Genomic DNA, 23,353 nt, shown 5'->3' with positions numbered 1-23,353 from the left:
CGTTAAAAAAATTCTCTTCATTAAATTTGGTGACATGTGTCACGTTTTTACCTGGCTATTGTCGATTGCTCTAAATAAACCCTTTAAACCAGCATATTCATCCAAGAAATACCTTTGCGTGATATATCCTCAACATCGCGACGCAAACGTTCATATTGCCGCAATATTATTTTTTGATATGTTGAAAGGCGGATGCAAATCCGCACACAACATTTCAAAAGACAGGATTGGGTAAATGGCAAAGGTATCGCTGGAGAAAGACAAGATTAAGTTTCTGCTGGTAGAAGGCGTGCACCAAAAGGCGCTTGAAAGCCTTCGTGCAGCGGGTTACACCAACATCGAATTTCACAAAGGCGCGCTGGATGATGAACAATTAAAAGAATCCATCCGCGATGCCCACTTCATCGGCCTGCGATCCCGTACCCATCTGACTGAAGACGTGATCAACGCCGCAGAAAAACTGGTCGCTATTGGCTGTTTCTGTATCGGAACAAACCAGGTTGATCTGGATGCGGCGGCAAAACGCGGGATCCCGGTATTTAACGCACCGTTCTCAAATACGCGCTCTGTTGCGGAGCTGGTGATTGGCGAACTGCTGCTGCTATTGCGCGGCGTGCCGGAAGCCAATGCTAAAGCGCACCGTGGCGTGTGGAACAAACTGGCGGCGGGTTCTTTTGAAGCGCGCGGCAAAAAGCTGGGTATCATTGGCTACGGTCATATTGGTACGCAATTGGGCATTCTGGCTGAATCGCTGGGAATGTATGTTTACTTTTATGATATTGAAAACAAACTGCCGCTGGGCAACGCCACTCAGGTACAGCATCTTTCTGACCTGCTGAATATGAGCGATGTGGTGAGTCTGCATGTACCAGAGAATCCGTCCACCAAAAATATGATGGGTGCGAAAGAGATTTCACTAATGAAGCCCGGCTCGCTGCTGATTAATGCTTCGCGCGGTACTGTGGTGGATATTCCGGCGCTGTGTGACGCGCTGGCGAGCAAACATCTGGCGGGGGCGGCAATCGACGTATTTCCGACGGAACCGGCAACCAATAGCGATCCATTTACCTCTCCGCTGTGTGAATTCGACAACGTCCTTCTGACGCCACACATTGGCGGTTCGACTCAGGAAGCGCAGGAGAATATCGGCCTGGAAGTTGCGGGTAAATTGATCAAGTATTCTGACAATGGCTCAACGCTCTCTGCGGTGAACTTCCCGGAAGTCTCGCTGCCACTGCACGGTGGGCGTCGTCTGATGCACATCCACGAAAACCGTCCGGGCGTGCTAACTGCGCTGAACAAAATCTTCGCCGAGCAGGGTGTCAACATCGCCGCGCAATATCTGCAAACTTCCGCCCAGATGGGTTATGTAGTTATTGATATTGAAGCCGACGAAGACGTTGCCGAAAAGGCGCTGCAGGCAATGAAAGCTATTCCGGGTACCATTCGCGCCCGTCTGCTGTACTAATTCCCCTTCTCTGAAAATCAACGGGCAGGTCACTGACTTGCCCGTTTTTTTATCGCTTCTCCACACCGTTGCCGCGTTGTGCATTCTGCTTTGCGAGTCTGCTCCAGAAAATAAATCAAAGTCAGATCAATGCGTTGTGTTTATTTAATGGGGATTTACGATGGCAGGGCAGCATGGGGCTGTAACGGTAAAGCCCTCACCGAAGCGAGGGCTTGAAGGAGAAGGGTTATGATGCGACTTGTCATCATACTGATTGTACTGTTACTCATAAGTTTCCCAGCTTATTAACAGTCAGTCTCAGGGGAGGAGTCATCCTCCCTTACCCTTACTCACTAAATTAGGTTAAAGAATCAACGATGTCAATCAGGGCGATGCAGGTGTGTCGCCCTTACCACTCCCAGACTTTCGACGGTGTAACCACCGCAGGAAGTGGGATATCCCACTCTTCAACGGGGAGTTTTTCCACCAACTGACAATCATGCGCATAACCCACCGGTTGCATTTGATAGCGCTGCCAGTTTTGTAAGGTCCGATCATAAAAACCACCGCCCATTCCCAGGCGCTGACCGTATTCATCAAAGGCGACCAGCGGTGTGATCAACACGTCTAATCGGGAAAGGGGTAGCACGTCACGCACATCCAGTTTTGGCTCATGGATCTTCAACCTGTTCATCACCAGTTCGCTTTGCGGATGGTAATTCAGGAACAGCAAATTACCGGCACTAAAGGGATGCAAAACTGGAAGATATACGCGCTTACCGGCGCGCCAGAGTTGTTCTATGAGTGGCTGGGTGTCGAGTTCGCCATCAAAAGAGAGGAATACAGCAACCGTATGTGCCATCACCACAGGGGGATACGTCATCATCCGGGTAGCGGCTTGTTGACCCATTTCCTGCTGTTGTTCCGGCGTTAACGCACGACGACGTTGCCGAATCATTTTGCGGATTTCTTGTCGGGATAATGTCAGTGGGAGTTCTGGTAGTTGCGTCATGGCTGGTGCCAGATAAGAAGGGAATCTCCGAGATGCCGCCGCAGGCTGTAACCCTTGAACCCTTGGTTCAAGGTGAATGTGTCGTCGCAGTTTTAAGGCTTCTCGGACGGACCGAGCATGCTCACCAACCGCGGAGCGCCACATTCTTGTGGTATGAAATATCGGCTCAGGGGACTGGCCCGCTTGCGAACATCTCAGAGAAATTTTGTCTTCACGGTTACTCTACCACAGTAAACCGAAAAGTGTCATTCAAAGTTTTGGTTAGTTTTTTCGGTGATGCGACCTTGTTCAAGTAACGCTTGTTCTATGGTCTGCTGCAGCATCCGAATACGCTGTTCCATACTTGCCGCGTAGTCACGAGTCTTCGCTTTTTCTTGCGCTAACTCATAGCTGATATTCAATGCGGCAATGAAGACCAACTGTTCAGTATTTGTGACTCTAGTGCGTTCTTTCAGATCTTGCAACCGTTGGTTCAGATCGTCCGCTGCCTGATTCAACGCATCCCTTTGGTCAGGCGGGCAGTTCACACGCAGTGAACGGCCAAAAATTTGGATATCGACGGGTTGTGCAGACATGCCACCTTCCTGCTGATTGACTGCGCTGCCTTCGTCTTTAGACCCATGGTCTGCGAAGGGGCGACACTATAGCTACCCTGATGAGAAGAGACAAGCCCTTTTCTGGTCCACCAGGGCCCAAAGTGGTAGCATATCATGAATATTCCTCCCTTTGACGACGAATGCTTATGTCTATACAGAACGAAATGCCTGGTTACAACGAAATGAACCAGTATCTGAACCAACAAGGGACGGGTCTGACCCCTGCTGAGATGCATGGTTTAATCAGTGGGATGATATGTGGCGGTAACGATGACAGCTCATGGCTGCCGCTACTTCACGACCTGACGAACGAAGGCATGGCTTTCGGTCATGAGCTGGCACAGGCACTGCGTAAAATGCACTCTGCCACCAGCGATGCCCTGCAGGATGACGGCTTCCTTTTTCAGCTTTATCTGCCTGATGGCGATGATGTCAGCGTTTTCGATCGGGCTGATGCGCTGGCAGGTTGGGTTAATCACTTCCTGCTTGGTCTTGGCGTTACGCAACCGAAGCTGGACAAAGTGACCGGCGAAACCGGTGAAGCCATCGACGATCTGCGTAACATCGCGCAGCTGGGCTACGACGAAGACGAAGATCAGGAAGAGCTTGAAATGTCGCTTGAAGAGATCATCGAATACGTTCGTGTTGCCGCGCTGTTATGCCATGACACCTTTACTCATCCGCAACCGACCGCGCCAGAAGTACAAAAACCGACTCTACACTAAAAACAAAAAACGTAAGGAGAGTGTTATGAGTGAGATATCCCGGCAAGAGTTTCAGCGTCGCCGTCAGGCCCTGGTGGAGCAAATGCAACCCGGCAGCGCCGCGCTGATTTTTGCTGCACCAGAAGTAACACGTAGCGCCGACAGCGAATACCCCTATCGTCAGAACAGTGACTTCTGGTACTTCACCGGCTTTAACGAACCGGAAGCGGTGCTGGTGCTGATTAAAAGCGATGACACTCATAACCACAGCGTTCTGTTTAACCGCGTTCGCGACCTGACGGCGGAGATCTGGTTTGGCCGTCGTTTAGGTCAGGATGCCGCGCCAGAGAAACTGGGCGTTGACCGCGCACTGGCATTCAGCGAAATTAATCAGCAACTTTATCAACTACTTAATGGTCTGGATGTGGTTTACCACGCCCAGGGCGAATATGCATATGCTGATGAAATCGTGAACAGCGCGCTGGAAAAGCTGCGTAAAGGCTCGCGACAAAATCTCACCGCGCCAGCAACGATGATCGACTGGCGTCCCATTGTTCATGAAATGCGCCTGTTCAAATCACCAGAAGAGATTGCCGTACTTCGCCGCGCGGGAGAAATCACCGCCCTGGCGCATACCCGGGCGATGGAAAAATGCCGTCCGGGAATGTTCGAGTACCATCTGGAAGGCGAAATTCACCACGAATTTAACCGCCACGGTGCGCGCTATCCTTCCTACAACACCATTGTCGGCAGCGGTGAAAACGGCTGTATTCTGCACTACACCGAAAACGAGTGTGAACTGCGTGACGGTGACCTGGTGTTGATTGACGCGGGCTGTGAATACAAAGGTTATGCGGGCGATATTACCCGTACCTTCCCGGTCAACGGCAAATTCACCCAGGCCCAGCGTGAAATCTACGACATTGTGCTGGAGTCTCTTGAAACCAGCCTGCGCCTGTATCGTCCGGGAACCTCCATTCTGGAAGTCACCAGTGAAGTGGTGCGTATCATGGTTAGCGGCCTGGTAAAACTCGGCATCCTGAAAGGTGATGTTGATGAACTGATCGCTCAGAACGCCCATCGTCCTTTCTTTATGCATGGCCTTAGCCACTGGTTAGGACTGGATGTCCATGACGTTGGCGTTTATGGTCAGGATCGCTCGCGCATTCTGGAACCGGGGATGGTACTGACCGTAGAGCCTGGTCTGTATATCGCGCCGGATGCGGATGTGCCAGAACAATATCGCGGTATCGGCATTCGTATTGAAGACGACATTGTGATTACCGAAACCGGCAACGAAAACCTCACCGCCAGCGTGGTGAAAAAGCCGGAAGAAATCGAAGCGTTGATGGCTGCTGCGAGAAAGCAATGAGCGTAATCATCGTCGGTGGCGGCATGGCGGGCGCGACGCTGGCGCTGGCTATTTCCCGGTTAAGTCACGGGGCGCTGCCGGTACATTTGATTGAAGCGACTGCGCCAGAGTCACATGCTCATCCGGGCTTTGATGGACGAGCGATAGCGCTGGCGGCGGGTACCTGTCAGCAACTGGCGCGCATCGGCGTCTGGCAATCTCTGGCTGATTGCGCAACCGCCATCACCAGCGTGCATGTCAGCGATCGTGGTCATGCCGGATTCGTCACCCTCGCCGCAGAAGATTACCAACTGGCGGCGCTGGGGCAGGTTGTCGAATTGCATAATGTCGGGCAACGGCTGTTTGCATTGCTGCGCAAATCACCTGGCGTAACGCTGCATTGCCCGGATCGCGTGGCTAACGTTGCCCGTACTCAGAGTCATGTTGAAGTGACGCTGGAGTGTGGCGAAACGCTGACGGGCCGCGTGCTGGTAGCCGCTGATGGCACCCATTCAGCGTTAGCCACTGTGTGCGGCGTTGACTGGCAGCAGGAGCCTTACGAACAACTGGCTGTGATTGCCAACGTTGCGACTTCCGTTGCGCACGAAGGGCGCGCTTTTGAACGCTTTACGCAACATGGCCCGCTGGCGATGTTGCCGATGTCTGACGGACGCTGTTCGCTGGTCTGGTGTCATCCACTGGAACGGCGCGAAGAGGTACTGTCTTGGAGCGACGAGAAGTTTTGCCGTGAACTCCAGTCGGCCTTTGGTTGGCGACTTGGGAAAATTACCCACGCTGGTAAACGCAGTGCTTATCCGCTGGCGTTAACCCGCGCCGCCAGACCTATTACCCATCGTACCGTGCTGGTGGGCAATGCGGCGCAAACTCTGCACCCGATTGCCGGGCAAGGGTTCAACCTCGGTATGCGAGATGTTATGAGCCTTGCGGAAACCCTGACTCAGGCGCAGGAGCGCGGAGAAGACATGGGTGATTACGGCGTATTGTGCCGTTATCAGCAGCGTCGACAGCGCGATCGCGAAGCAACCATCGGCGTCACGGACAGCCTTGTACATCTTTTTGCCAACCGTTGGGGGCCGCTGGTTGTCGGGCGCAACATCGGGCTGATGGCAATGGAATTATTCACCCCGGCACGCGATGTGCTGGCGCAGCGCACCCTCGGTTGGGTGGCGCGTTGAAGGCGGTTTTAAGGAATAAACAATGCAAAGTGTTGATGTAGCCATTGTTGGCGGCGGCATGGTGGGGCTGGCGGTTGCCTGCGGCTTACAGGGGAGCGGCTTACGCGTTGCCGTACTGGAGCAGCGCGTACCGGAACCTCTGGCGGCGGATGCACCACCACAACTGCGCGTTTCGGCTATCAATGCCGCCAGCGAAAAATTACTCACCCGTCTTGGCGTCTGGCAGGACATTCTCTCTCGTAGGGCCAGCTGTTATCACGGCATGGAAGTGTGGGATAAAGACAGCTTTGGTCACATTTCGTTTGACGATCAAAGCATGGGCTATAGCCATCTTGGGCATATCGTTGAAAATTCAGTGATTCACTACGCGCTGTGGAACAAAGCGCAGCAGTCGTCAGATATCACTCTGTTGGCCCCCGCAGAATTACAGCAGGTCGCCTGGGGAGAAAATGAAACCTTCCTGACGTTGAAAGATGGCAGTATGTTAACGGCGCGTCTGGTGATTGGCGCGGACGGCGCTAATTCCTGGTTGCGCAACAAAGCCGATATTCCGCTGACTTTCTGGGATTATCAGCATCACGCGCTGGTAGCGACCATTCGCACGGAAGAACCGCATGATGCGGTGGCGCGGCAGGTTTTCCATGGCGAAGGCATTCTGGCCTTTTTACCGCTTAGCGATCCGCATCTTTGCTCGATTGTCTGGTCACTGTCGCCAGAGGAAGCGCAGCGGATGCAGCAGGCAAGTGAAGACGAATTTAATCGCGCGTTAAATATCGCTTTTGATAATCGCCTGGGCTTATGTAAGGTTGAGAGTGAGCGCCTTGTGTTCCCACTGACGGGGCGTTATGCGCGCCAATTTGCCGCGCACCGTCTGGCGTTGGTGGGCGACGCCGCGCATACCATTCACCCGCTGGCGGGGCAGGGGGTAAATCTCGGCTTTATGGATGCTGCAGAGCTGGTTGCTGAACTGAAACGGTTGCATCGTCAGGGGAAAGACATCGGGCAGTACATTTATCTGCGTCGCTATGAGCGTAGCCGCAAGCACAGTGCGGCGCTGATGCTGGCTGGTATGCAGGGGTTTCGCGATCTGTTTTCCGGTACCAATCCGGCGAAAAAACTGCTGCGTGATATTGGTTTAAAACTGGCCGACACGCTTCCTGGCGTTAAACCACAACTTATCCGCCAGGCAATGGGATTAAACGATTTGCCTGAATGGCTGCGTTAAAAATTTCTCTTCTGCTGTTTATTTGATACCCATCACACTTTCATCTCCCGGTTTTTTCGCCGGGAGATTTTCCTCATTTGAAATAAACTAATTTCACCTCCGTTTTCGCATTATATTTTCTAATGCCGCGAATTTTTGATTTAGTGTTTTTTGACATTTTTTCAGCTCTTAATATTGCCTTATTCAAATTAATTTCCTCATCGCATCATCTTTCTATAGAAATTGGTGTGTTTTTTGGTTTTTTATTCTGTTGCGATTTTGGCGTTTTTTAACCATAAGCTAATGTGATGATCAATTTTACCTTATGGTTAACAGTCTGTTTCGGTGGTAAGTTCAGGCAAAAGAGAACGATTGCGTTGGGGACCGGGAGTGGCTCCGATGCTGGGTTTCGTGGTGATAATTTCGCCATGGAAAAGTTGTCAGCCCCGCTTATTCAATGAGGACAAGATGGCACAACAGACTCCTTTGTACGAACAACACACGCTTTGCGGCGCTCGCATGGTGGATTTCCACGGCTGGATGATGCCGCTGCATTACGGTTCGCAAATCGACGAACATCATGCGGTACGTACCGATGCCGGAATGTTTGATGTGTCACATATGACCATCGTCGATCTTCGCGGCAGCCGCACCCGGGAGTTTTTGCGTTATCTGCTGGCGAACGATGTGGCGAAGCTCACCAAAAGCGGCAAAGCCCTTTACTCGGGGATGTTGAATGCCTCTGGCGGTGTGATAGATGATCTCATCGTCTACTACTTTACTGAAGATTTCTTCCGCCTCGTTGTTAACTCCGCCACCCGCGAAAAAGACCTCTCCTGGATTACCCAACACGCTGAACCTTTCGGCATCGAAATTACCGTTCGTGATGACCTTTCCATGATTGCCGTGCAAGGGCCGAATGCGCAGGCAAAAGCTGCCACACTGTTTAATGACGCTCAGCGTCAGGCGGTGGAAGGGATGAAACCGTTCTTTGGCGTGCAGGCGGGCGATCTGTTTATTGCCACCACTGGTTATACCGGTGAAGCGGGCTATGAAATTGCGCTGCCCAATGAAAAAGCGGCCGATTTCTGGCGTGCGCTGGTGGAAGCGGGCGTTAAGCCATGCGGCCTGGGCGCGCGTGACACGCTGCGTCTGGAAGCGGGTATGAATCTTTATGGTCAGGAGATGGACGAAACCATCTCTCCGTTAGCCGCCAACATGGGCTGGACTATCGCCTGGGAACCGGCAGATCGTGACTTTATCGGTCGTGAAGCCCTGGAAGTGCAGCGTGAGCATGGCACAGAAAAACTGGTTGGTCTGGTGATGACCGAAAAAGGCGTGCTGCGTAATGAACTGCCGGTACGCTTTACCGATGCGCAGGGCAACCAGCATGAAGGCATTATCACCAGCGGTACTTTCTCCCCGACGCTGGGTTACAGCATTGCGCTGGCGCGCGTGCCGGAAGGTATTGGTGAAACAGCGATTGTGCAAATTCGCAACCGTGAAATGCCGGTTAAAGTGACGAAACCTGTTTTTGTGCGTAACGGTAAAGCCGTCGCGTGATTTACTTTTTTGGAGATTGATTGATGAGCAACGTACCAGCAGAACTGAAATACAGCAAAGAACACGAATGGCTGCGTAAAGAAGCCGACGGCACTTACACCGTTGGTATCACCGAACATGCCCAGGAGCTGTTAGGCGATATGGTGTTTGTTGACCTGCCGGAAGTGGGCGCAACGGTTAGCGCGGGCGATGACTGCGCGGTTGCCGAATCAGTAAAAGCGGCGTCAGATATTTATGCGCCAGTAAGCGGTGAAATCGTGGCGGTAAACGACGCACTGAGCGATTCCCCGGAACTGGTGAACAGCGAACCGTATGCAGGCGGCTGGATCTTTAAAATCAAAGCCAGCGATGAAAGCGAACTGGAATCACTGCTGGATGCGACCGCATACGAAGCATTGTTAGAAGACGAGTAACGGCTTTATTCCTCTTCTGCGGGAGAGGATCAGGGTGAGGAACTTTTACGCCTCACCCTCACTCTCTTCGCAAGGAGAGAGGTTCACAATTCACTGCACGTTTCAGGAACCATCGCTCATGACACAGACGTTAAGCCAGCTTGAAAACAGCGGCGCTTTTATTGAACGCCATATCGGACCGGACGCCGCGCAACAGCAAGAAATGCTGAATGCCGTTGGCGCACAATCGTTAAACGCGCTGACCGGCCAGATTGTGCCGAAAGATATTCAGCTTGCGACCCCGCCGCAGGTTGGCGCACCGGCGACCGAATACGCCGCGCTGGCGGAACTCAAGGCTATTGCCAGTCGCAATAAACGCTTCACGTCTTACATCGGCATGGGTTACACCGCCGTGCAGCTACCGCCGGTTATTCTGCGTAACATGCTGGAAAATCCGGGCTGGTATACCGCGTATACTCCGTATCAACCTGAAGTCTCCCAGGGCCGCCTTGAAGCACTGCTCAACTTCCAGCAGGTAACGCTGGATTTGACCGGGCTGGATATGGCCTCTGCTTCTCTTCTGGACGAGGCCACTGCTGCCGCCGAAGCAATGGCGATGGCGAAACGCGTCAGCAAACTGAAAAATGCCAACCGCTTCTTCGTTGCTTCTGACGTCCATCCGCAAACGTTGGATGTGGTACGTACTCGTGCCGAAACCTTTGGTTTTGAAGTGATTGTCGATGACGCGCAAAAAGTGCTCGACCATCAGGACGTCTTCGGCGTGCTGTTACAGCAGGTTGGCACAACCGGTGAAATCCACGACTACACTGCGCTCATCAGCGAACTGAAATCACGCAAAATTGTGGTCAGTGTCGCCGCCGATATTATGGCGCTGGTGCTGTTAACTGCGCCGGGTAAACAGGGCGCGGATATTGTCTTTGGTTCGGCGCAACGCTTCGGTGTGCCGATGGGCTACGGTGGCCCACACGCAGCATTCTTTGCGGCGAAAGACGAATACAAACGCTCAATGCCGGGCCGTATTATCGGTGTATCGAAAGATGCAGCTGGCAACACCGCTCTGCGCATGGCGATGCAGACTCGCGAGCAACATATTCGTCGTGAGAAAGCGAACTCCAACATTTGTACTTCCCAGGTGCTGCTGGCAAACATCGCCAGCCTGTATGCCGTTTATCACGGCCCGGTTGGCCTGAAACGTATCGCTAACCGCATCCACCGTCTGACCGATATCCTGGCGGCGGGCCTGCAACAAAAAGGTCTGAAGCTGCGCCATGCGCACTATTTCGATACTTTGTGTGTGGAAGTGGCCGACAAAGCGGGCGTGCTGGCGCGTGCCGAAGCGGCTGAAATCAACCTGCGTAGCGATATTCTGAACGCGGTTGGGATCACCCTTGATGAAACCACCACGCGTGAAAACGTGATGCAGCTTTTCAGCGTGCTGTTGGGCGATAACCACGGGCTGGACATCGACACGCTGGACAAAGACGTGGCTCACGACAGTCGCTCTATTCAGCCTGCGATGCTGCGCGACGACGAAATCCTCACCCATCCGGTGTTTAATCGCTACCACAGCGAAACCGAAATGATGCGCTATATGCACTCGCTGGAGCGTAAAGATCTGGCGCTGAATCAGGCGATGATCCCGCTGGGTTCCTGCACCATGAAACTGAACGCCGCCGCCGAGATGATCCCCATCACCTGGCCGGAATTTGCCGAACTGCACCCGTTCTGCCCGCCAGAACAGGCCGAAGGTTATCAGCAGATGATTGCGCAGCTGGCTGATTGGCTGGTGAAACTGACTGGTTACGACGCCGTTTGTATGCAGCCGAACTCCGGCGCACAGGGCGAATACGCGGGCCTGCTGGCGATTCGTCATTATCATGAAAGCCGCAACGAAGGGCATCGCGATATCTGCCTGATCCCGGCTTCTGCGCACGGAACTAACCCCGCTTCTGCACATATGGCAGGAATGCAGGTGGTGGTTGTGGCGTGTGATAAAAACGGCAACATCGATCTGGCTGATCTGCGCGCGAAAGCGGAACAAGCGGGCGATAACCTCTCCTGTATCATGGTGACCTATCCTTCCACCCACGGCGTGTATGAAGAAACGATCCGTGAAGTGTGTGAAGTCGTGCATCAGTTCGGCGGTCAGGTTTACCTTGATGGCGCGAACATGAACGCCCAGGTCGGCATCACCTCACCGGGCTTTATTGGCGCGGACGTCTCGCACCTTAACCTGCATAAAACTTTCTGCATTCCGCACGGTGGCGGCGGCCCAGGTATGGGACCGATCGGCGTGAAAGCGCATCTGGCACCGTTTGTGCCAGGTCATAGCGTGGTACAAATAGAAGGCATGTTAACCCGTCAGGGCGCGGTTTCTGCGGCACCGTTCGGTAGTGCCTCTATCCTGCCAATCAGCTGGATGTACATCCGCATGATGGGCGCAGAAGGGCTGAAAAAAGCAAGCCAGGTGGCAATTCTTAACGCCAACTATATTGCCAGCCGCCTGCAGGATGCTTTCCCGGTGCTGTATACCGGTCGCGACGGTCGCGTGGCGCACGAATGTATTCTTGATATTCGTCCGCTGAAAGAAGAAACCGGCATCAGCGAACTGGATATTGCCAAGCGTCTGATCGACTACGGTTTCCACGCGCCGACCATGTCATTCCCGGTGGCGGGTACGCTGATGGTTGAACCGACCGAATCCGAAAGCAAAGTGGAACTGGATCGCTTTATCGACGCGATGCTGGCTATCCGCGCAGAAATTGACCAGGTGAAAGCCGGTGTCTGGCCGCTGGAAGATAACCCGCTGGTGAACGCGCCGCACATTCAGAGCGAACTGGTCGCCGAGTGGGCGCATCCGTACAGCCGTGAAGTTGCGGTATTCCCGGCAGGCGTGGCAGACAAATACTGGCCGACAGTGAAACGTCTGGATGATGTTTACGGCGACCGTAACCTGTTCTGCTCCTGCGTACCGATTAGCGAATACCAGTAATTCACTGATTCGACTATTTTCTAAAGGCGCTTCGGCGCCTTTTTAGTCAGATGACAAAGTACAAAAGTGCTCAGACAGTCCCCTCGCCCCTTTGGGGAGAGGGTTAGGGTGAGGGGAACAGGCCGGCACTGGCGCGAATATTTACCCTCACCCCGGCCCTCTCCCTGAAAGGGCGAGGGGGAAAAGCGTGCCAACATTGAAGATTGAGCCAGTTTGTTAGCAATCTAAAAGATACGTCAACGAATTAATTTTTCCAGGAAAAACAATTGGCTATAGCACTTGTGACCGGTGGCAGTCGCGGCATCGGGCGGGCAACTGCATTACTGTTGGCGCAAGAAGGGTATACGGTGGCGGTTAATTATCAGCAAAACCTCCACGCGGCGCAGGAAGTGGTGAACTTAATCACGCAAGCCGGTGGCAAGGCATTCGTGCTCCAGGCGGATATCAGCGACGAAAATCAGGTCGTCGAGATGTTTACCGCAATCGATCTGCACGATGAACCGCTAGCCGCACTGGTCAATAACGCCGGGATCTTGTTTACCCAGTGCACCGTAGAAAACCTTACCGCAGAGCGAATCAACCGGGTACTTTCCACCAATGTGACGGGACATTTTCTCTGTTGCCGCGAGGCGGTAAAACGCATGGCGCTGAAAAATGGCGGTAATGGCGGTGCTATCGTCAACGTCTCTTCAGTGGCCTCACGGCTGGGATCTCCGGGGGAATACGTTGATTATGCGGCATCGAAAGGGGCGATTGATACGTTAACCACAGGGCTGTCGCTGGAAGTCGCTGCGCAAGGAATTCGCGTTAATGGCGTGCGGCCCGGTTTTATCTATACCGGAATGCACGCCAGCGGTGGCGAACCTGGACGCGTTGATCGCGTTAAGTCGAACATCCCCATGCAGCGCGGTGGGCAGGCGGAAGAGGTCGCGCAGGCCATCGTCTGGCTGTTAAGTGATAAAGCCTCTTATGTCACGGGAAGTTTTATCGATTTGGCGGGCGGAAAATAAGATGGGAAAGTTATCTGACCGGATGCAACACAATTGGCGTTGCATCCGGCACATCAGATAATCACAGATTCTCGCCGTTGCTGGCAATCACCTCTTTGTACCAGTCAAAGCTCTTCTTACGTGAACGCGACATATCGCCAGTACCGTCGTCATGTTTATTCACATAGATAAAGCCGTAGCGTTTGCTGTACTGCCCGGTGGTAAACGACACGCAGTCGATGCAGCCCCACGGTGTGTAGCCCATCAGATCCACGCCATCGTAAGTCACCGCTTTTTTCATCTCTTCAATATGGGCGCGCAGGTAGTCAATGCGGTAGTCATCGTTGATGCTGCCATCTTCTTCCACTTTGTCATAAGCGCCAAAACCGTTTTCGACAATAAACAGCGGCTTCTGATAACGCTCATACAGTTCGCAAAGTGCATAGCGCAGACCTACTGGATCAATCTGCCAGCCCCAGTCAGACGCTTTAACATACGGGTTCGGTACGCTGCCTTCGAAACCAGAGATCGCATCGCCGGTGCCGCCTTCGGCCTTCACTGCGTTGGTCATGTAATAGCTGAAACCAAGATAATCGCAGGTGCCTTCGCGCAGCACATCGAGATCGCCGTCTTCCATTTTGATGTTAAATCCGCGACGCTCCCACTCGTGCAACACATAGGACGGGTAATAGCCACGCAGTTGCACATCGGTAAAGACGTAGCGTTCGCGCATCGACTCCTGGGCGAACATCACATCGTCCGGATTACAGGAGTAAGGGTAAAGCGGCACCATCGCCAGCATACAGCCGACTTTCATTTCCGGGTTAATGCGACGCGCGGCTTTCACCGCCAGGGCGCTGGCGACAAACTGGTGATGCAGCACCTGGTACATCGTCTCTTCCGGGTTTTCATGCTCGGTATACACCACGCCGGAGCAGCAGTAACCGAACAGCGGTGCACGCCAGTTACGCTGGTTGTTAATTTCGTTGAAGGTCATCCAGTATTTGACTTTATGCTTATAGCGTTCAAATACCACTTCTGCGAAACGGACAAAGAAATCAACCACTTTACGGTTGGTCCAGCTACCGTATTGCTGCACCAGATGCAGCGGCATTTCAAAGTGGGATAGGGTGATCACCGGTTCGATGTTGTATTTCAGCAATTCATCGAACAGAGAGTCGTAAAACTTCAGCCCTTCTTCGTTTGGCTGAGCTTCATCGCCTTTTGGAAAAATGCGCGTCCAGGCGATGGAAGTCCGAAAACATTTGAAGCCCATTTCGGCAAATAGCTTGATGTCTTCTTTGTAGTGACCATAAAAATCAACGGCTTCATGGTTTGGATAGTATTTGCCTGGCAAGACTTCTTTGGTGATTTCGCGCGGCACGCCGTGTGCGCCACCGGTCAGAACGTCACAAATGCTCGGCCCTTTGCCGCCTTTGTTCCAGCCGCCTTCGACCTGATGAGCGGCAACTGCGCCGCCCCATAAGAAATCTTTCGGTAAGGTGAGTTTTTTCACTATCATAGGCTCCAGATGAGTCAATTCTTACAGGAAATAGTACCATGCAGCCAAACGACATCACTTTTTTTCAACGTTTCCAGGATGACATTCTGGCTGGGCGTAAAACCATCACCATCCGCGACGAGTCTGAATCGCACTTCAAAACGGGTGATGTGCTTCGTGTCGGACGTTTTGAAGATGACGGTTATTTTTGCACGATTGAAGTCACTGCAACCTCAACCGTAACGCTGGATACGCTGACGGAAAAACATGCAGAGCAGGAGAATATGACCCTGCCAGAACTGAAAAAGATCATTGCCGACATCTATCCCGGCCAGACACAGTTTTATGTGATTGAATTTAAATGCCTTTAAATTGAACTCACGCCTGTTAGTTGAAATTTCGCATTTAATTTCATGATTTTTCGGAGATTAATCTCAAATCAGAATTTATTTTAGCTAACAGGTGTTCACTGGAACTATTCTCAGTTACGCTGGAGAGGTATACATGTGCGTGTACGTTTCTCCGGAGTAAGTTATGGTTCAGAAGCCCCTCATTAAGCAGGGATATTCGCTGGCAGAGGAAATTGCCAACAGCGTCAGTCACGGCATTGGGCTGGTGTTTGGTATCGTTGGGCTGGTGTTGCTACTGGTTCAGGCGGTGGATCTCAATGCCAGCGCCACAGCGATAACCAGTTACAGCCTCTATGGCGGCAGTATGATCCTGCTGTTCCTCGCTTCGACGCTCTATCACGCCATTCCTCATCAACGGGCAAAAATGTGGCTGAAGAAATTTGACCACTGCGCTATTTATCTGTTGATTGCCGGAACCTACACGCCGTTTTTGCTGGTGGGGCTGGATTCTCCGTTAGCGCGTGGGTTGATGATTGTTATCTGGAGCCTGGCGCTGCTGGGGATTCTGTTCAAACTGACCATCGCGCACCGATTCAAAATTTTATCTCTGGTGACCTATCTGGCGATGGGCTGGCTGTCGCTGGTGGTGATTTATGAAATGGCAATTAAGCTTGCGGCGGGCAGCGTTACCTTACTGGCTGTAGGCGGCGTGGTTTACTCGCTCGGGGTGATTTTCTACGTCTGCAAACGCATTCCCTACAACCATGCCATCTGGCACGGCTTTGTGCTCGGCGGCAGCGTGTGCCACTTTCTGGCGATCTATTTATATATTGGGCAGGCGTAATGGGTGTGCCTTTGTAGGCCTGAAAAGACACACCCTTGTCGCATCAGGCGATAAATGCATGATGCGACACAGAGATTTACTCTTCGAGTGAATACGGCAGCGGCTCGATATGCAATGTATTCGCATCGTCACGCACGCGGAAGATGCTGTCCGGTTCCATATCGTTATTCATGACGATCTGTACCACGACCTGACCATCTTCCAGTTTTACCGCAGCCAGCACGGTTCCGGTACGACGCCAGTTCTCGCCCATTTTCAGCTCTAAGTCTTCACCGGCTTCCGGCAGTCGGCTGGCGCTACCCGTCAGCAACCAGAGCGCGCGTTTGTTGGCACCACGGAATTTAGCTCGCGCCACCATCTCTTGTCCGGTATAGCAGCCTTTTTTAAAGCTAATGCCGCCCAGCGCCTGGAGGTTGGTCGCCTGTGGGATAAACTGCCCGCTGTTGGCGGCATCAATCACCGGGAAACCCGCTTCAATGTTTAATGCCAGCCACTGTTGGCTATTGTTCAGTTCCGCTTCACCGCGCAGTTTATCGGTCAGCATATTGGCAGTGGCTTCATCGGTTACGATCAGGAAACGTTCTGCAGGGTGTTCAAACCATAGCAAAGTGGTCGCGCCTTCTTTAACTACCTGTTTTTCTTTCGAAGGCAGTTCACTAAAGATATTTGCCAGCGCGGCGCGCGCCTGAAAACCGGCAACACCAAGCAGCACACGCTCATCGTCCGGCGCGATGGTCACTTTAGAGAACACCGCATATTTTTTCAGTTCAGTCAGCTGCGGTTCACGCACACTGCGCCGTTCAATCCATGCAAAGCCATCGCCGTCGCGGAACAGACGTAAATTGCTCCACATTTTACCTTTGGCGTCGCAATGGGCGGCGAGCAGATGCTGATTTTCTGTCATCTGGCTGACATCTGCTGTCACCTGACCCTGCATATATTTTTCGCTGTCCGCGCCAGTAATGGTGGCAAGCGCCCAGTCATCAAGCGTTATCAGCGTCAGCGGTAAACGGGCAGACGCCGTAGGCTGACGGGGAGGAAAAGGTGTAAAAGCCATAATAGAGTCCTGAGTTGCTTAACGGCGTATTAATGACTAATGGTAAAAGAGCTATGAGGCAATGCAAGTGCTTTCACTACGCGATCTGTGCCTTCTGCGAGGCGACTTCCAAAAAAATGAAGCCCTTGAATTGTTGTGAATTAATTTCGCGATCGCGATTGTGTTTACTGATATTCCCGCAAAAGAAGTCGAAAAACACGTTACAATAGCCAGGTACTGGATTTTCGTGAGACAGGAAGAAGATGTACATTAACAACAAAGCCCGCATTCATTGGGCATGCCGCCGTGGTATGCGCGAACTCGATATTTCAATCATGCCGTTTTTCGAACATGAGTACGACAGCTTAAGCGATGACGAAAAACGCATCTTTATTCGTCTGCTGGAGTGTGACGATCCGGACCTGTTTAACTGGCTGATGAACCACGGTAAACCGGCCGATGCAGAACTGGAAATGATGGTCCGACTCATCCAGACACGGAACCGGGAACGTGGTCCTGTGGCAATCTGATTTGCGCGTCTCCTGGCGCGCACAGTGGCTTTCCTTGCTGATTCATGGGCTGGTTGCCGCTGTTATTTTACTCATGCCCTGGCCGCTCAGTTACACCCCGTTATGGATGGTGTTACTTTCGCTGGTGGTGTTTGATTGCGTTCGCAGCCAGCGGCGTATTAATGCTCGCCAGGGGGAAATTCGTCTGTTGATGGACGGGCGTTTGCGTTGGCAAGGGCAGGAGTGGAGCATCGTCAAAGCGCCGTGGATGATTAAGAGCGGCATGATGCTGCGTTTACGTTCTGATGGCGGTAAACGGCAACATTTATGGCTGGCAGCCGACAGCATGGACGAAGCCGAATGGCGGGATTTACGGCGGATTTTGTTGCAACAAGAGACGCAAAGATAAAGATGACGGCAAAGCATATGCGCTAAGCCGTCAGTGACATCAGGCGTAATGCTCTGCCATTTCGTTGAGGATTTGTTCACACCAGCTCTGAATACGCTCGTCGCTAAGGTCATACTGGTTAGTTTCGTCCAGCGCCAGCCCCACGAACAGTTGCCCGTCAGCAATCACCGGTTTCGGGCTGGTAAATTCATACCCTTCCGTTGGCCAGTAGCCGACGAACTTCACGCCTTTGGTCGAGAGTTTGTCATGCAGCATACCGAGCGCATCGAGGAACCACTCGCCGTATCCCAGTTGATCGCCAAGCCCATACAGCGCAACAATTTTACCTTCAAGGTTCAGGTCGTCGAGCTGATCCCAGACGGCTTCCCAGTCTTCCTGGATTTCGCCAAAATCCCAGGTCGGGATACCCAGAATGAGCACATCGTACTGCTCCATTAATTTCGGGGAGTCGTCCTTGAGGTTATGTAAGGTCACCAGTTCTGGGCCGATAATATCGCGGATTTTTTCTGCCGCCATTTCGGTGTAACAGGTGCTGGAACCGTAAAAAAGACCCATATTCATAACGTAAGCTTCTCGATTCTGCTGTGGCTTTTGCGGCTAGTGTATCAGAATCGCTTTAGTCACGGCACAATAAGGCATAATGGATCAAATGAGTGACCATAAGGGGCGCAAGTGAAACAGGATCTGGCACGCATCGAGCAGTTTCTTGATGCTCTGTGGCTGGAAAAAAATCTGGCTGAAAATACGTTGAACGCATACCGTCGCGATCTGTCAATGATGGTGGAGTGGTTGCATCACCGCGGGTTGACGCTGGCGACGGTGCAAAGTGACGATTTGCAGGCATTACTGGCAGAAAGGCTGGAGGGCGGGTATAAAGCCACCAGCTCAGCGCGTTTGCTGAGTGCAGTGCGCCGATTGTTCCAGTATCTTTATCGCGAAAAGTTTCGTGAAGACGATCCCAGTGCGCATCTCGCTTCACCGAAATTGCCACAGCGTTTGCCAAAAGATTTAAGCGAAGCGCAGGTCGAACGTTTATTACAGGCACCATTAATTGATCAGCCACTGGAGCTACGCGATAAAGCCATGCTTGAAGTGTTGTATGCTACAGGGCTGCGTGTCTCTGAACTGGTCGGGCTGACAATGAGTGATATCAGCCTGCGTCAGGGCGTAGTGCGGGTCATTGGTAAAGGCAACAAAGAGCGCCTGGTACCGTTAGGTGAAGAGGCGGTTTACTGGCTGGAAACGTATCTCGAGCATGGGCGACCGTGGTTGTTGAACGGTGTCTCTATTGATGTGTTGTTCCCCAGCCAGCGTGCGCAGCAGATGACGCGACAGACCTTCTGGCACCGCATTAAACATTATGCCGTGCTGGCGGGTATCGACAGCGAAAAGCTGTCACCGCATGTGTTGCGTCACGCTTTTGCCACTCACTTATTAAATCATGGTGCGGATTTACGCGTGGTGCAGATGCTACTGGGCCACAGCGATCTCTCCACCACGCAAATTTATACGCATGTCGCTACCGAGCGTCTGCGGCAACTTCATCAACAGCATCACCCGCGGGCGTGATGTCTGAAAAGAACGGGAAGATTTATGAAGAAAGGTTTTATGTTGTTTACTTTGTTGGCGGCGTTTTCAGGCTTTGCTCAGGCTGATGACGCGGCAATTCAACAAACGTTAGCCAAAATGGGCATCAAAAGCAGCGATATTCAGCCTGCGCCCGTAGCTGGCATGAAGACAGTTCTGACTAACAGCGGTGTGTTGTACATCACCGATGATGGTAAACATATCATTCAGGGGCCAATGTATGACGTTAGCGGCACGGCTCCGGTCAATGTCACCAATAAGATGTTGCTAAAGCAGTTGAATGCGCTTGAAAAAGAGATGATCGTTTATAAAGCGCCGCAGGAAAAACACGTCATCACCGTGTTTACTGATATTACCTGTGGTTACTGCCACAAACTGCATGAGCAAATGGCAGACTACAACGCACTGGGGATCACCGTGCGTTATCTTGCTTTCCCGCGCCAGGGGCTGGACAGCGATGCAGAGAAAGAAATGAAAGCTATCTGGTGTGCGAAAGATAAAAACAAAGCGTTTGATGATGTGATGGCCGGTAAAAGCGTCGCACCAGCCAGTTGCGACGTGGATATTGCCGATCATTACGCACTTGGCGTCCAGCTTGGCGTTAGCGGTACTCCGGCAATTGTGCTGAGCAATGGCACACTTGTTCCGGGTTACCAGCCGCCGAAAGAGATGAAAGAATTCCTCGACGAACACCAAAAAATGACCAGCGGTAAATAATTCGCGTGAAACAACAGATACAACTTCGTCGCCGTGAAGTCGATGAAACGGCAGACTTGCCCGCTGAATTGCCTCCCTTGCTGCGCCGTTTATACGCCAGCCGGGGAGTACGCAGTGCGCAAGAACTGGAACGCAGTGTTAAAGGTATGTTGCCCTGGCAGCAACTGAGCGGCGTCGAAAAGGCCGTTGAGATCCTTTACAACGCTTTTCGCGAAGGAACGCGGATTATTGTGGTCGGTGATTTCGACGCCGACGGCGCGACCAGCACGGCTCTAAGCGTGCTGGCGATGCGCTCGCTTGGTTGCAGCAATATCGACTACCTGGTACCAAACCGTTTCGAAGACGGTTACGGCTTAAGCCCGGAAGTGGTCGATCAGGCTCATGCCCGTGGCGCGCAGTTAATTGTCACGGTGGATAACGGTATTTCCTCCCATGCGGGGGTTGAACACGCTCGTTCGTTGGGCATTCCGGTTATTGTTACCGATCACCATTTGCCAGGCGACACATTACCCGCAGCGGAAGCGATCATTAACCCTAACTTGCGCGACTGTAATTTCCCGTCGAAATCACTGGCAGGCGTGGGTGTGGCGTTTTATCTGATGCTGGCGCTGCGCACCTTTTTGCGCGATCAGGGCTGGTTTGATGAGCGCGGCATCGCAATTCCTAATCTGGCAGAACTGCTGGATCTGGTCGCGCTGGGAACAGTGGCGGACGTGGTGCCGCTGGACGCCAATAACCGCATCCTCACCTGGCAGGGAATGAGTCGCATCCGTGCCGGAAAGTGCCGTCCAGGGATTAAAGCGCTGCTTGAAGTGGCCAACCGTGATGCTCAAAAACTCGCCGCCAGCGATTTAGGTTTTGCGCTGGGGCCACGTCTCAATGCTGCCGGGCGACTGGATGATATGTCCGTTGGTGTGGCGCTGTTGCTGTGCGACAACATCGGTGAAGCGCGCGTGCTGGCAAATGAACTCGATGCGCTAAACCAGACGCGAAAAGAGATCGAACAAGGAATGCAGGTTGAAGCCCTGACCCTGTGCGAGAAACTGGAGCGCAGCCGTGACACGCTACCCGGCGGGCTGGCAATGTATCACCCCGAATGGCATCAGGGCGTTGTCGGTATTCTGGCTTCGCGTATCAAAGAGCGTTTTCACCGTCCGGTTATCGCCTTTGCGCCAGCAGGTGATGGTACGCTGAAAGGTTCCGGTCGCTCCATTCAGGGTCTGCATATGCGTGATGCGCTGGAGCGATTAGACACACTCTACCCTGGCATGATGCTCAAGTTTGGCGGTCATGCGATGGCGGCGGGTTTGTCGCTGGAAGAGGATAAATTCGAACTCTTTCAACAACGGTTTGGCGAACTGGTTACTGAGTGGCTGGACCCTTCGCTATTGCAAGGCGAAGTGGTGTCGGACGGTCCGTTAAGTCCGGCCGAAATGACCATGGAAGTGGCGCAGCTGTTGCGCGATGCTGGCCCGTGGGGGCAGATGTTCCCGGAGCCGCTGTTTGACGGTCATTTCCGTCTGCTGCAACAGCGACTGGTGGGCGAACGTCATTTGAAGGTGATGGTCGAGCCGGTCGGCGGCGGTCCGCTGCTGGATGGTATTGCTTTTAATGTCGATACCGCCCTCTGGCCGGATAACGGCGTGCGCGAAGTGCAACTGGCTTACAAGCTCGATATCAACGAGTTTCGCGGCAATCGCAGCCTGCAAATTATCATCGACAATATCTGGCCAATTTAGCGTCATCTTCTCTATAAAAAAGAGTGTGGATTGGGTACAATCCCGCTCTTATCACCGCATTTTGACTAGCTCAAGAAAAGAAATCAGACCATGTTTGAAATTAATCCGGTAAATAATCGCATTCAGGACCTCACGGAACGCTCCGACGTTCTTAGGGGGTATCTTTGACTATGACGCCAAGAAAGAGCGTCTGGAAGAAGTAAACGCCGAGCTGGAACAGCCGGATGTCTGGAACGAACCCGAACGCGCACAGGCGCTGGGTAAAGAGCGTTCCTCCCTCGAAGCCGTTGTCGACACCCTTGACCAAATGAAACAGGGGCTGGAAGATGTTTCTGGTCTGCTGGAACTGGCTGTAGAAGCTGACGACGAAGAAACCTTTAACGAAGCCGTTGCTGAACTCGACGCTCTGGAAGAAAAACTGGCGCAGCTTGAGTTCCGCCGTATGTTCTCTGGCGAATATGACAGCGCCGACTGCTACCTCGATATTCAGGCGGGGTCTGGCGGTACGGAAGCACAGGACTGGGCGAGCATGCTTGAGCGTATGTATCTGCGCTGGGCAGAATCGCGTGGTTTCAAAACTGAAATCATCGAAGAGTCGGAAGGTGAAGTGGCGGGTATTAAATCCGTGACGATCAAAATCTCCGGCGATTACGCTTACGGCTGGCTGCGTACAGAAACTGGCGTTCACCGCCTGGTGCGTAAGAGCCCGTTTGACTCCGGCGGTCGTCGCCACACGTCGTTCAGCTCCGCGTTTGTTTACCCGGAAGTTGATGACGATATCGATATCGAAATCAATCCGGCGGATCTGCGCATCGACGTTTATCGCGCGTCCGGCGCGGGCGGTCAGCACGTTAACCGTACCGAATCTGCGGTGCGTATTACTCACATCCCGACCGGGATCGTGACCCAGTGCCAGAACGACCGTTCCCAGCACAAGAACAAAGACCAGGCCATGAAGCAGATGAAAGCGAAGCTTTATGAACTGGAGATGCAGAAGAAAAATGCCGAGAAACAGGCGATGGAAGATAACAAATCTGATATCGGCTGGGGCAGCCAGATTCGTTCTTATGTCCTTGATGACTCCCGCATTAAAGATCTGCGTACCGGGGTAGAAACCCGCAACACGCAGGCCGTGCTGGACGGCAGCCTGGATCAATTTATCGAAGCAAGTTTGAAAGCAGGGTTATGAGGAAC

24 protein-coding genes and 1 other RNA gene are annotated in these 23,353 nt (G+C 52.7%); 18 read left to right on the top strand and 7 right to left on the bottom strand.

Annotated features, from left to right (window positions below):
* Positions 1-235 precede the first annotated feature (235 nt).
* Both serA and ibsC read left to right on the top strand, forming a co-directional pair.
* Positions 236-1,468 (top strand): phosphoglycerate dehydrogenase, encoded by a 1,233-nt coding sequence (gene serA / locus ACJHXB_RS01540; protein ID WP_001151604.1) that lies wholly within the window; start codon positions 236-238, stop codon positions 1,466-1,468.
* A gap of 228 nt (positions 1,469-1,696) precedes the next feature.
* Positions 1,697-1,756, top strand: a complete 60-nt coding sequence (ibsC, locus tag ACJHXB_RS01535; protein WP_071525914.1) for a type I toxin-antitoxin system toxin IbsC — start codon at positions 1,697-1,699, stop codon at positions 1,754-1,756.
* Between the two features lie 100 nt (positions 1,757-1,856).
* On the opposite strand, the gene ACJHXB_RS01530 is transcribed toward ibsC, so the two are convergent.
* The 3 genes from ACJHXB_RS01530 to zapA all read right to left on the bottom strand — a co-directional run bounded on the left by ACJHXB_RS01530 (position 1,857) and on the right by zapA (position 3,034).
* The gene (locus ACJHXB_RS01530; RefSeq protein WP_001604817.1) at positions 1,857-2,459 is read right to left on the bottom strand and encodes a 5-formyltetrahydrofolate cyclo-ligase; all 603 of its coding nucleotides are present in this window, start codon (positions 2,457-2,459) and stop codon (positions 1,857-1,859) included.
* Between the two features lie 20 nt (positions 2,460-2,479).
* A non-coding RNA gene (gene ssrS / locus ACJHXB_RS01525) (6S RNA) lies at positions 2,480-2,663 on the bottom strand.
* 41 nt (positions 2,664-2,704) lie between these two features.
* Positions 2,705-3,034, bottom strand: coding sequence for a cell division protein ZapA (gene zapA, locus ACJHXB_RS01520; RefSeq protein ID WP_001276008.1), 330 nt, complete (start codon positions 3,032-3,034; stop codon positions 2,705-2,707).
* 167 nt (positions 3,035-3,201) lie between these two features.
* Between zapA and ygfB the strand changes: the two genes are divergently transcribed.
* Genes ygfB through ubiI form a run of 4 tightly spaced genes read left to right on the top strand, consistent with a single transcriptional unit; the run spans position 3,202 to position 7,531 of the window.
* On the top strand, positions 3,202-3,780 hold the full coding sequence (gene ygfB, locus ACJHXB_RS01515; RefSeq protein ID WP_001295378.1) for a UPF0149 family protein YgfB: 579 nt from the start codon (positions 3,202-3,204) through the stop codon (positions 3,778-3,780).
* Between the two features lie 25 nt (positions 3,781-3,805).
* Entirely contained in the window at positions 3,806-5,131 is a 1,326-nt protein-coding gene (gene pepP, locus ACJHXB_RS01510) for a Xaa-Pro aminopeptidase (RefSeq protein ID WP_001290105.1), read from the top strand.
* Entirely contained in the window at positions 5,128-6,306 is a 1,179-nt protein-coding gene (gene ubiH, locus ACJHXB_RS01505; protein ID WP_000111168.1) for a 2-octaprenyl-6-methoxyphenyl hydroxylase, read from the top strand. The genes pepP and ubiH overlap by 4 nt, the downstream gene beginning before the upstream one ends.
* A 22-nt stretch (positions 6,307-6,328) precedes the next feature.
* Positions 6,329-7,531: an FAD-dependent 2-octaprenylphenol hydroxylase gene (ubiI, locus tag ACJHXB_RS01500; protein WP_001192188.1), complete on the top strand. Its 1,203-nt coding sequence runs from the start codon at positions 6,329-6,331 to the stop codon at positions 7,529-7,531.
* 73 nt (positions 7,532-7,604) lie between these two features.
* Here the strand turns inward: ubiI and ACJHXB_RS01495 are convergent, their stop codons facing one another.
* Complete coding sequence (locus tag ACJHXB_RS01495; protein WP_122545169.1) at positions 7,605-7,688, bottom strand: hypothetical protein; 84 nt, start codon at positions 7,686-7,688, stop codon at positions 7,605-7,607.
* Positions 7,689-7,978: 290 nt separating this feature from the next.
* Here ACJHXB_RS01495 and gcvT point away from each other — a divergent pair, with 290 nt between their 5' ends.
* The 4 genes from gcvT (at position 7,979) to ACJHXB_RS01475 (ending at position 13,488) form a co-directional block, all read left to right on the top strand.
* A complete protein-coding gene (gcvT, locus tag ACJHXB_RS01490) occupies positions 7,979-9,073 on the top strand; it encodes a glycine cleavage system aminomethyltransferase GcvT (RefSeq protein WP_000068701.1) in 1,095 nt (364 codons plus the stop codon).
* Between the two features lie 23 nt (positions 9,074-9,096).
* On the top strand, positions 9,097-9,486 hold the full coding sequence (gene gcvH / locus ACJHXB_RS01485; RefSeq protein ID WP_001295377.1) for a glycine cleavage system protein GcvH: 390 nt from the start codon (positions 9,097-9,099) through the stop codon (positions 9,484-9,486).
* Between the two features lie 118 nt (positions 9,487-9,604).
* Positions 9,605-12,478 (top strand): aminomethyl-transferring glycine dehydrogenase, encoded by a 2,874-nt coding sequence (gcvP, locus tag ACJHXB_RS01480; protein ID WP_000195038.1) that lies wholly within the window; start codon positions 9,605-9,607, stop codon positions 12,476-12,478.
* 266 nt (positions 12,479-12,744) lie between these two features.
* Entirely contained in the window at positions 12,745-13,488 is a 744-nt protein-coding gene (locus ACJHXB_RS01475) for an SDR family oxidoreductase (RefSeq protein ID WP_001366570.1), read from the top strand.
* A gap of 61 nt (positions 13,489-13,549) precedes the next feature.
* On the opposite strand, the gene bglA is transcribed toward ACJHXB_RS01475, so the two are convergent.
* On the bottom strand, positions 13,550-14,983 hold the full coding sequence (gene bglA / locus ACJHXB_RS01470; protein ID WP_001604813.1) for a 6-phospho-beta-glucosidase BglA: 1,434 nt from the start codon (positions 14,981-14,983) through the stop codon (positions 13,550-13,552).
* Between the two features lie 44 nt (positions 14,984-15,027).
* On the opposite strand from bglA, the gene yqfB reads away from it, so the two are divergent.
* On the top strand, positions 15,028-15,339 hold the full coding sequence (gene yqfB, locus ACJHXB_RS01465) for a N(4)-acetylcytidine aminohydrolase (protein ID WP_001604811.1): 312 nt from the start codon (positions 15,028-15,030) through the stop codon (positions 15,337-15,339).
* Between the two features lie 163 nt (positions 15,340-15,502).
* Positions 15,503-16,162: a PAQR family membrane homeostasis protein TrhA gene (gene trhA, locus ACJHXB_RS01460; protein WP_000250269.1), complete on the top strand. Its 660-nt coding sequence runs from the start codon at positions 15,503-15,505 to the stop codon at positions 16,160-16,162.
* A gap of 76 nt (positions 16,163-16,238) precedes the next feature.
* Here trhA and ygfZ read toward each other — a convergent pair whose 3' ends face one another.
* Positions 16,239-17,219, bottom strand: a complete 981-nt coding sequence (gene ygfZ, locus ACJHXB_RS01455) for a tRNA-modifying protein YgfZ (protein WP_001604809.1) — start codon at positions 17,217-17,219, stop codon at positions 16,239-16,241.
* 242 nt (positions 17,220-17,461) lie between these two features.
* Between ygfZ and sdhE the strand changes: the two genes are divergently transcribed.
* Together sdhE and ACJHXB_RS01445 are read left to right on the top strand one after the other, a co-directional pair.
* On the top strand, positions 17,462-17,728 hold the full coding sequence (gene sdhE, locus ACJHXB_RS01450; protein ID WP_001604807.1) for an FAD assembly factor SdhE: 267 nt from the start codon (positions 17,462-17,464) through the stop codon (positions 17,726-17,728).
* Complete coding sequence (locus tag ACJHXB_RS01445; protein ID WP_000244777.1) at positions 17,709-18,116, top strand: protein YgfX; 408 nt, start codon at positions 17,709-17,711, stop codon at positions 18,114-18,116. The genes sdhE and ACJHXB_RS01445 overlap by 20 nt, the downstream gene beginning before the upstream one ends.
* Positions 18,117-18,155: 39 nt before the next feature.
* Here the strand turns inward: ACJHXB_RS01445 and fldB are convergent, their stop codons facing one another.
* Entirely contained in the window at positions 18,156-18,677 is a 522-nt protein-coding gene (gene fldB, locus ACJHXB_RS01440; RefSeq protein ID WP_001055874.1) for a flavodoxin FldB, read from the bottom strand.
* Between the two features lie 111 nt (positions 18,678-18,788).
* Here fldB and xerD point away from each other — a divergent pair, with 111 nt between their 5' ends.
* The 4 genes from xerD (at position 18,789) to prfB (ending at position 23,348) form a co-directional block, all read left to right on the top strand.
* The gene (gene xerD / locus ACJHXB_RS01435; RefSeq protein ID WP_000806650.1) at positions 18,789-19,685 is read left to right on the top strand and encodes a site-specific tyrosine recombinase XerD; all 897 of its coding nucleotides are present in this window, start codon (positions 18,789-18,791) and stop codon (positions 19,683-19,685) included.
* A gap of 24 nt (positions 19,686-19,709) precedes the next feature.
* Entirely contained in the window at positions 19,710-20,420 is a 711-nt protein-coding gene (gene dsbC / locus ACJHXB_RS01430) for a bifunctional protein-disulfide isomerase/oxidoreductase DsbC (protein ID WP_000715210.1), read from the top strand.
* Between the two features lie 5 nt (positions 20,421-20,425).
* Entirely contained in the window at positions 20,426-22,159 is a 1,734-nt protein-coding gene (recJ, locus tag ACJHXB_RS01425; RefSeq protein ID WP_000813188.1) for a single-stranded-DNA-specific exonuclease RecJ, read from the top strand.
* A gap of 90 nt (positions 22,160-22,249) precedes the next feature.
* Positions 22,250-23,348 (top strand): peptide chain release factor 2 gene (prfB, locus tag ACJHXB_RS01420; protein ID WP_001701073.1). Its coding sequence is split into 2 segments (ribosomal slippage): positions 22,250-22,324 and positions 22,326-23,348, totalling 1,098 coding nucleotides; the frame shifts between segments, so codons are not numbered across the junction.
* Positions 23,349-23,353: the final 5 nt, after the last annotated feature.

This window comes from Escherichia sp. WS3227_2 (assembly GCF_046486495.1).
In the GTDB taxonomy this organism is placed as follows: domain Bacteria; phylum Pseudomonadota; class Gammaproteobacteria; order Enterobacterales; family Enterobacteriaceae; genus Escherichia; species Escherichia coli.
This window is presented reverse-complemented; position numbering and strand designations above follow the sequence as displayed.

Excerpts from the sequence above, each read along its gene's own strand:
- ACJHXB_RS01530 (WP_001604817.1), bottom strand. The coding sequence starts at position 2,459 with ATGACGCAACTACCAGAACTCCCACTGACATTATCCCGACAAGAAATC.
- ACJHXB_RS01495 (WP_122545169.1), bottom strand. The coding sequence starts at position 7,688 with ATGTCAAAAAACACTAAATCAAAAATTCGCGGCATTAGAAAATATAAT.
- yqfB (WP_001604811.1), top strand. The coding sequence starts at position 15,028 with ATGCAGCCAAACGACATCACTTTTTTTCAACGTTTCCAGGATGACATT.
- sdhE (WP_001604807.1), top strand. The coding sequence starts at position 17,462 with ATGTACATTAACAACAAAGCCCGCATTCATTGGGCATGCCGCCGTGGT.
- dsbC (WP_000715210.1), top strand. The coding sequence starts at position 19,710 with ATGAAGAAAGGTTTTATGTTGTTTACTTTGTTGGCGGCGTTTTCAGGC.
- zapA (WP_001276008.1), bottom strand. The coding sequence starts at position 3,034 with ATGTCTGCACAACCCGTCGATATCCAAATTTTTGGCCGTTCACTGCGT.
- ubiH (WP_000111168.1), top strand. The coding sequence starts at position 5,128 with ATGAGCGTAATCATCGTCGGTGGCGGCATGGCGGGCGCGACGCTGGCG.
- pepP (WP_001290105.1), top strand. The coding sequence starts at position 3,806 with ATGAGTGAGATATCCCGGCAAGAGTTTCAGCGTCGCCGTCAGGCCCTG.
- gcvP (WP_000195038.1), top strand. The coding sequence starts at position 9,605 with ATGACACAGACGTTAAGCCAGCTTGAAAACAGCGGCGCTTTTATTGAA.
- ygfB (WP_001295378.1), top strand. The coding sequence starts at position 3,202 with ATGTCTATACAGAACGAAATGCCTGGTTACAACGAAATGAACCAGTAT.
- ygfZ (WP_001604809.1), bottom strand. The coding sequence starts at position 17,219 with ATGGCTTTTACACCTTTTCCTCCCCGTCAGCCTACGGCGTCTGCCCGT.
- ubiI (WP_001192188.1), top strand. The coding sequence starts at position 6,329 with ATGCAAAGTGTTGATGTAGCCATTGTTGGCGGCGGCATGGTGGGGCTG.
- trhA (WP_000250269.1), top strand. The coding sequence starts at position 15,503 with ATGGTTCAGAAGCCCCTCATTAAGCAGGGATATTCGCTGGCAGAGGAA.
- gcvT (WP_000068701.1), top strand. The coding sequence starts at position 7,979 with ATGGCACAACAGACTCCTTTGTACGAACAACACACGCTTTGCGGCGCT.
- gcvH (WP_001295377.1), top strand. The coding sequence starts at position 9,097 with ATGAGCAACGTACCAGCAGAACTGAAATACAGCAAAGAACACGAATGG.
- serA (WP_001151604.1), top strand. The coding sequence starts at position 236 with ATGGCAAAGGTATCGCTGGAGAAAGACAAGATTAAGTTTCTGCTGGTA.
- fldB (WP_001055874.1), bottom strand. The coding sequence starts at position 18,677 with ATGAATATGGGTCTTTTTTACGGTTCCAGCACCTGTTACACCGAAATG.